The following is a 7398-nucleotide window of genomic DNA, read 5'->3' as shown; positions in this document are numbered from 1 at the left end:
GGCGGCAGCTTTATCAAACTCGACCCCGGCGGAATCACCATCAGCGGCCCGCTGGCCAGGATCAACGCCGGCGGCGCGCCGGGCAAGGGCTCGGGCATCGGCATCAAACCGCCCGTGCTGCCAGGCGCGGCGGATAGCGACAAGGCGGGAAGTTTGTTGGAGCAGGCGTTGGCCAATGAGCTGACAGAGCCTAGCCCTGTAGATCCTCGCGAGTACCGATTCAATATTCGTTTGCAAGATATTCCCGGAGACGAGGGTTTTCCTTTGGCATACGCCCCGTGGAGTATTGAACAGGGAGATGATGGCAATGTTGTGCTTGAGGGAGAGGCTGATGCTGATGGCCGGGTAGTGCTGGATGACACTCAGCAGAAGCAGCTAGCCAAAATCTACGCGAAGGCACCCAAGAGCCTTTGGCTCACTTATCCCGGCCAGCGGATAGCCCTGCGGGTACATCTGGAGCAACAGGGTTGGGACAGTGAGCGTTATGCCCTGGGCGCTATGGACTTCAAAAGTTGCGTCGGTCGAGATGCCACGGGCAATGCGCTGCTGGAAAAAGAGCGTAGCCAGCAGGATAGCCAGTGCACCAGCGATCTTTATACCCACCTGCAGTCCAAGGAATGATTGGCCATGGCAACTGACTCTGCCTACAACGGCGTTCGTGCAAAGGAACTCAACCAGATCAACACACAAGAGGGAAAAGCCTATGCAGCGTATTCCGCACCGGATTTCTTCCTGAATGGGGCGAATCTGTTCGCGCCCAAACGCACGGGTAATCAGGTTCGTTTTTTCACGACCGGCAGTGATTATTTCAAGGACGTCGCAGCCTCCATCGACCAGGCCAGCCGATGCATTTTCATCACGGGCTGGCAGATCAACTATGACGTGTTGCTCGATGGCAAGCGCAGCCTCTGGCAGTGCCTGCACCAGGCTCTCAAGCGCCAGCCAGCCTTGAAGGTTTATGTCATGCCCTGGTTGAGCCCCTCTGGCAGCCTCGGTACCTACGACTTCGAGACCATGCTGGCCATCTTCCAGCTCAATGCGGGCCTGACCGGCGGCCCTCGTGCCTTCTGTACGCCCGCCATTCAGCAAAGCGATATGAAGGGGCTCGGCGTCGCATTCTCGCACCACCAGAAGTCCGTCGTGATCGACAACCGCATCGCCTACGTCGGGGGCATCGACCTGGCCTACGGGCGGCGTGATGACAATAACTTCAGCTTGGACGCCAGTAACAGGCAAGGTAACGATGCCTACAATCCGGGGCTACCGAAGTTAGGCTGGATGGATATGGACAAGCATGTCAGCTCAATGGGGCTGATGATGGCTACGTTGTTCGACCTGTCTAAGCCTGTATCTGAGACCAGCCTCATTCCGCTTAGCAGGAGTACAGCTCTTAATGGCATGAGTCGTATTGCGGACTTTTTTCGCAGCCCTCCATTCTCCGCTCTGCAATGGCTAAATCGTGCCAAGAACAGCGCCCAGGAAAATCTCGATGAGGGTTTTGAGCGACTCAGTGCTATCCAGCGGCAAATGGTTATCCAAAGCATCCAGGGGATGGCTAGGCTGATCAGTGACAACCTTGATACTGTCCCGATGGCCGAGGAATTGAAGCTGCGTCTGCAAGCCTGGTTGCAGGAGCTGCGTGAGGCGGCAGGCAATCTTTATGAGTCATTGCGCATCAAGAGTATCGAGCTGATCAGCCAGTGGATGAGCGAGACCGAGCTCGGCCGCGTTCTGACCGTGCTCAGCGGCAAGAGCTTCGAGGATATTCCCAGCACCTACCGAGAAAGCACCAGTGAGCTGGCCAGCTCAATGCTCTGGTTCATCTATCACTTGCTGCAGGAGCGCTCGGGGCAACACCTGGAACCGTACGCCTACCTGCATGAAAAGCCGCAGCCACTGGCCTCGCCGGATAATCGGCGCCTGGCCGAATATCAGCCGCGTATGCCCTGGCAAGATGTGCACTGCCGAATCGAAGGACCCTCTGTCTATGACGTCGCGCGTAACTTTATCGATCGCTGGAACGGGCAGCAGTCCTACCTGGCCGATACGCCAGCGCTGCAGGACACCACGCAGGTGCGTAACCTGCTGGAGGCCGTCGTACGCTGGCTTAATGCTTTGGTCAGTGAGACAGGCCTGAACCATCTGGGCGCGAGGCTCAGGGTCAATGAAGCCCCACGCCTGAGCTTTCCCAAGCCACAGCCGGTATGGATCAACGCGCCTGCACAATTGCCAGTTGCACCCAGCGCACAGCCAGGGGGCATGAGCGTGCAGGTTTTGCGCAGTGCCTCCAGCCGCATGACCCAACAAGAGCAAGCGGGGCGTAGCAAGGCGGGCGTCAACCTGCCCCTGCCGGTAGGTATCGACATTGGCGGCGTGCAGGCCAACTGCAAGGCGGCGATGCTGCAGGCCATCTCCAGCGCGCAGCACTTCATCTATATCGAGAACCAGTTCTTTCAGAGTGCCTATGGTGAAGCGCGTGAGCTCTTCAACAACGTCAAACTTTCCGGCCCGATGGCCAGCCTGCGTGACCCTGCCAGCCTGCGCCAGGACTACGTTGCTCGTGTGCGCCTGCGCGAAGCGCTGGAGGCCGAGGACATCTGGCAACTGAACTGGAAAGAAATCGATGCCATCGCCAAGGAGCCCAGTAGCGAGGCGCGCCAGTTCCTGAAAAGCCTGCAAGCCATGTGGGGCGTCAATGCTCAGGGCTGGCTTACCCATAAACTGGGCGATGCCCAGACGGGCCTGCTCAACGAAATCGGCGAAGCCCTGGCCAATCGCATTGGCCGTGCCATCGATGAGAAACGCCCGTTTCACGTCTATATGATTCTGCCGGTGCACCCGGAAGGCGCGCTGAACGTCCTCAACATCATGCATCAGGTCACGCTCACCATGCAGAGCCTGGCCTTTGGCGAGAACAGCCTGATCAAGCGTATCCAGAAGCGCATGGCCTTGCGCGAACTGCTGGATCGCAAGGTGAGCCGCGCCGAGGCACTCAAGATCATCGAGCACAAGGACGCGAGCGGCCGGCCCGTTTATGAGCAACAGGACTGGAGCCGTTACCTGACCCTGCTCAACCTGCGCACCTGGGAAAACCTCAAGGGGCGCGTGGTAACTGAACAAATCTACGTGCACAGCAAGCTGCTGATTGCCGACGACCGTGTGGCCATTCTCGGCAGCGCCAATATCAATGACCGCAGTTTGCTGGGCACGCGAGACTCAGAGTTGGCGGTCATCGTGCGCGACAGTACGCCGGTACAGGCTAAGCTCGACGGCAAGCAGCAACACGCGGTCGGCAAGGCCGTACATCAGTTGCGGGTCGATCTATGGAAAAAGCACTTTGGCTTGTCCATGGCTGGTGGCTCATCTGGCGTCAGTCCCGCCTCTGGGCTGGCGCAGTATCTGGAGCGGCCTGCTGCTGAAGAAACTTGGAAGTCGATACAAGAAGTGGCGCAGGAAAATACTGGGCTATACAACCGAGTATTCGACTTCATTCCTCAAGACATTAGCCAAGTGCAGCCACGCAAAACGCCGGATCTGGGGATATATAAAAAGACTGGTTTCCCGACCTCGACCTGGCCAACTTGGGCCTATCGTGATCTTCGCGATCTGCGTCTGGGCGGAGAACTGATGGAGCCCATGCCTCATGAAGAGCGCTTCTGGCGCTCCGACACCCTGGCTGACGTGAAAATGTTTTCGCCACCCGCCGGTGTGCAGGGCTTTATCTGCGCCTTTCCCGTCAACTGGACGCGGGGTGAGAACAATGACTCCGGTATCAACCTGAGCATTCTGGCTCAGACCTTTGAACAGCCCAAACCTGATCGCGCACTGGCGCAGGCTGATAGCGGTCGTAAAGAAGAGAGCCGTCGCACATGAAAAGCTTTTTCCGATACCTGAGCCTGAGCCTGGGCCTGATTATCCCTGCCGGCGTGGCCTTGGCAGATACGCCGCGACAGGAATGTCTTGGGCGCATGACCTTCGATGTGCCCGAGGATATGCAATGGGCTGTTTACAATGCTGAGTACACCGACCGTATTACCGAAGGGGGCGGACATGGATTTACCCCGAAGGTTTACGCCAGCGGTGACGCTGCCAGCTATGATTATGACGGGCTGACCATTTTTGTCAGTGACATTGTCGAACGAGACGCTTTCGATGGTGCTGTTCGGTATGTCAAGGGTACGGCGCAGTTATATCAAGAGGAACTCAAGAAAAAAAAAGTAACCTTCGAGAGAATCCTTGATCGTTTTAAAAGAGAAAATTACAAAGAAGAACATATTTCAGATATCGAAAAAGAGATAAACGAAATTCAACGCCAGATTCCCCTAACCAAAATCCACGAATACGACCTCGGCATTCCCGACGCTTACTTCTTGGGCGGCCATATTGCGCCGGGCGAAGCACTGCTCTGGCGCAATAACCGTGTTTACTCCTTCGCCTTTAGCAAGGCCGGCCCTGACTCCGCCGAGCGTATCAAGGCGCTGATTGCACGCTTTCAGCCGCGCGAGCTTTACGAGGTACCTAAAGGCCCCGGCTTCTGCTTCCCCTATGGTTTTATCGCCGACGATGGCAAGACCGCCTACAGCATCAAGAACAGCCTGCGCTTCACCAAAACACCCAATGTGATCTTTACCCTGATTAATGCCTCGGCCAATGACCCTTGGCAGACCAAGCCGACGCAAGGCACCTACGACAGCGACTACCGACCTGGCTACGACAGCGAGAAATGGCGCAAGACTTCCTTCATCGAGCGCATCCAGCTCGGCAAGCGCCTGGCTGGCCTGGAGGGTTGGCGCCTGGATCCCAAGCCGGGTTCTGGCGAACAAGAGCGGGCCTGGTTCGCCCTGGCGCATCGAGGCGGGACGGGCTCACCGCTATTGGCGGTACAGATGTTCACCTTTCAGAAAGGTACGGACGACCTGAGCGAGCTGACGCCGCTACCGGAAGATGTCATCCCTCGGTTTAAGAAACTGAGCGAAAGTTTTAGATAGCATTACTCAAGGCCTACAGCACTTATGAATTCTTGGCTTACTGGAGTAAAGGCCTTCTGGTTCATACTCTCGGGACTGGTCATGCCCATTATCCTGACTGTTGTTCCAGTAGTGACCGGGGACGCACCTTTCTTTGTCGTTGCAAGTTGCTTTTTACTGGCCGGATGTATTCCTTTCATCAAACTGCTTTCAACTATCTCGCGATTATGTTTAATCATTGCCGTCATCGGCTCGGGGATGATCTATGACGATCTCCATCGTTGGCCAGATGGCTTGTTACTGACACTTGGTTTGCCTCTGATCCTATACTTCATCCTGCGAGGCTCTCTCCGGTTGCTGCAGAAGCTCGACGCTGCAATCCGTCTCTTGTGAGCGATCGTGAAGCCATCAGCCAGCCCTATCGCTTCGATGTCGAGCTGATCAGCGAACGCCCGGATCTCGATCTGGCCAGCCTGCTGCATCAGCGCGCCTTCCTCGCCTTCAGCCCCAATGGCGACGGTATTCATGGCATCGTCCACCGGGTCGAGCAGGGCGAGTCCGGCAAACGCCTGACCCGCTATCGCCTGGCTATCGTGCCGCAGCTCGCCTACCTGGCGCACCGCACCAACTAGCGCATCTTCCAGCACCTGACGGTGCCGCAGATCGTCGCCCAGGTGCTGGAAGAACACGGCATCGTCGAAGGCGGCTACCAGTTCCAGCTAGGCCCCACCGCCTACCCCGAGCGCATCTACTGCGTGCAGTACGACGAGACCGACCTGCACTTCGTCCAGCGCCTGTGCGAAGAGGAAGGCATCCACTACCATTTCCAGCACAGCGAAAGCGGCCACGTGCTGATCTTCGGCGACGACCAGACCGCCTTCGCCAAGCTCGGCCAGCCCACGCCCTATATCCAGGACAGCGGCATGACCGCCGATGACCCGGTGATCAAGCGCCTGGCCCTGCGCCTGGAAACCCGCACCCGCAGCACCACCCGCCGCGACTACGACTTCGAGCAGCCGCGCCTGCTGCTGGAGGCGGCCTACCAGGGCGAGCAGGCCGGCGAGAACAACGGCCTGCCGGCCCTGGAAGACTACGACTACCCCGGCCGCTACACCGACCGCACGCGCGGCAAGCACCTGGCCAAGCGCGCCCTGGAGCGCCACCGCGCCGACTACCAGCAACTGCAAGGCCAGAGCGATCAGCCGCGGCTGGTTACGGGGCATCTGCTGGAAATTTCCGAACACCCGCGCCGCGAATGGAACGATCTGTGGCTGCTCACCGAAGTGCTGCACGAAGGCAAGCAACCGCAGGTGCTGGAGGAGTCGGTGTTGAACCTCCCCTCTCCCCCCGGGAGAGGGGCCGGGGGTGAGGGTACTTCAGGCGACACCGACTTCACCCAAGGCTACCGCAACCGCTTCCTCGCCACCCCGTGGGCCGTGCCCTACCGCCCGCCGCTGGAACACCCCAAGCCCAAGGTACTGGGCAGCCAGACCGCCGTGGTCACCGGCCCGGCTGGTGAGGAAATCCACTGCGACGAATATGGTCGAGTGAAGGTGCAATTCTTCTGGGATCGCGAGGGCCAGGCCGACGAGAAGACCAGCTGCTGGCTACGCGTCAGCTCCAGCTGGGCCGGTGATCGCTACGGCGCCATCACCATCCCGCGTATCGGCATGGAAGTGCTGGTCACCTTCCTCGAAGGCGATCCCGACCAGCCCCTGGTCACCGGCTGCCTGTACCACGCCGAACACGTGGTGCCCTACGACCTGCCGGCAAACAAGACCCGCAGCGTATTCAAGACCCTCAGCAGTCCTGGCGGTGGCGGCTACAACGAACTACGCATCGAGGACCGCAAGGGCGCCGAGCAGATCTACATCCACGCCCAACGCGACTGGGACGAGAACATCGAACACGACCAGAAGATCCGCGTCGGCAATGAACGCCACGACACCGTGGAGAAGAACAGCTACACCGAACTGCTGGCTGAGGAACACCTCACCGTCACCGCCGACCGCAAGGTCGAGGTCAAACCGCAGGATCACCTGACGGTGGGCACCGACCAGCACATCAAACTCGGCACCGCGCAACTGACCAAGGCTGGCCGCGAGATACACCTGAAGGCCGGACAGAAGATGGTCATCGAAGCCGGCATCGAACTGACCATTAAGGCCGGCGGCAGCTTTATCAAACTCGACCCCGGCGGAATCACCATCAGCGGCCCGCTGGCCAGGATCAACGCCGGCGGCGCGCCGGGCAAGGGCTCGGGGCTCAAGATCAAGCCGCCGGTGCTGCCGGGTGCGGCGGATAGTGACAAGGCGGGGAGTTTGTTGGAGCAGGCGGTTGGTAATGCGCTGACGCCCAAGGCAAAACCCAAACGCACGCTGAATTTCTCCGGTTAACAGGGACAAGCACGGGGTCATCTTCACGCCCGTGA

At 58.8% G+C, this 7398-nt stretch carries 3 protein-coding genes and 2 pseudogenes; all 5 read left to right on the top strand.

The genetic code is table 11. The annotated features are described in order from the left end of the window. Positions 1–621 (top strand): annotated as a pseudogene (locus BLS61_RS23675) (type VI secretion system tip protein VgrG); the annotation flags it as partial. A gap of 6 nt (positions 622–627) precedes the next feature. After that, a complete protein-coding gene (locus BLS61_RS13085; protein ID WP_090431495.1) occupies positions 628–3873 on the top strand; it encodes a phospholipase D-like domain-containing protein in 3246 nt (1081 codons plus the stop codon). Next, entirely contained in the window at positions 3870–4988 is a 1119-nt protein-coding gene (locus BLS61_RS23870; protein ID WP_244157951.1) for a T6SS immunity protein Tli4 family protein, read from the top strand. The genes BLS61_RS13085 and BLS61_RS23870 overlap by 4 nt, the downstream gene beginning before the upstream one ends. A gap of 81 nt (positions 4989–5069) precedes the next feature. After that, complete coding sequence (locus BLS61_RS13075) at positions 5070–5360, top strand: hypothetical protein (protein ID WP_139205556.1); 291 nt, start codon at positions 5070–5072, stop codon at positions 5358–5360. A gap of 5 nt (positions 5361–5365) precedes the next feature. Beyond that, positions 5366–7363: pseudogene (locus BLS61_RS13070) on the top strand (type VI secretion system Vgr family protein); the annotation flags it as partial. Positions 7364–7398: the final 35 nt, after the last annotated feature.

Origin of the sequence: Ectopseudomonas guguanensis (genome assembly GCF_900104265.1) — a bacterium.
Taxonomy (GTDB): Bacteria; Pseudomonadota; Gammaproteobacteria; order Pseudomonadales; family Pseudomonadaceae; genus Aquipseudomonas; species Aquipseudomonas guguanensis.
This window is presented reverse-complemented; position numbering and strand designations above follow the sequence as displayed.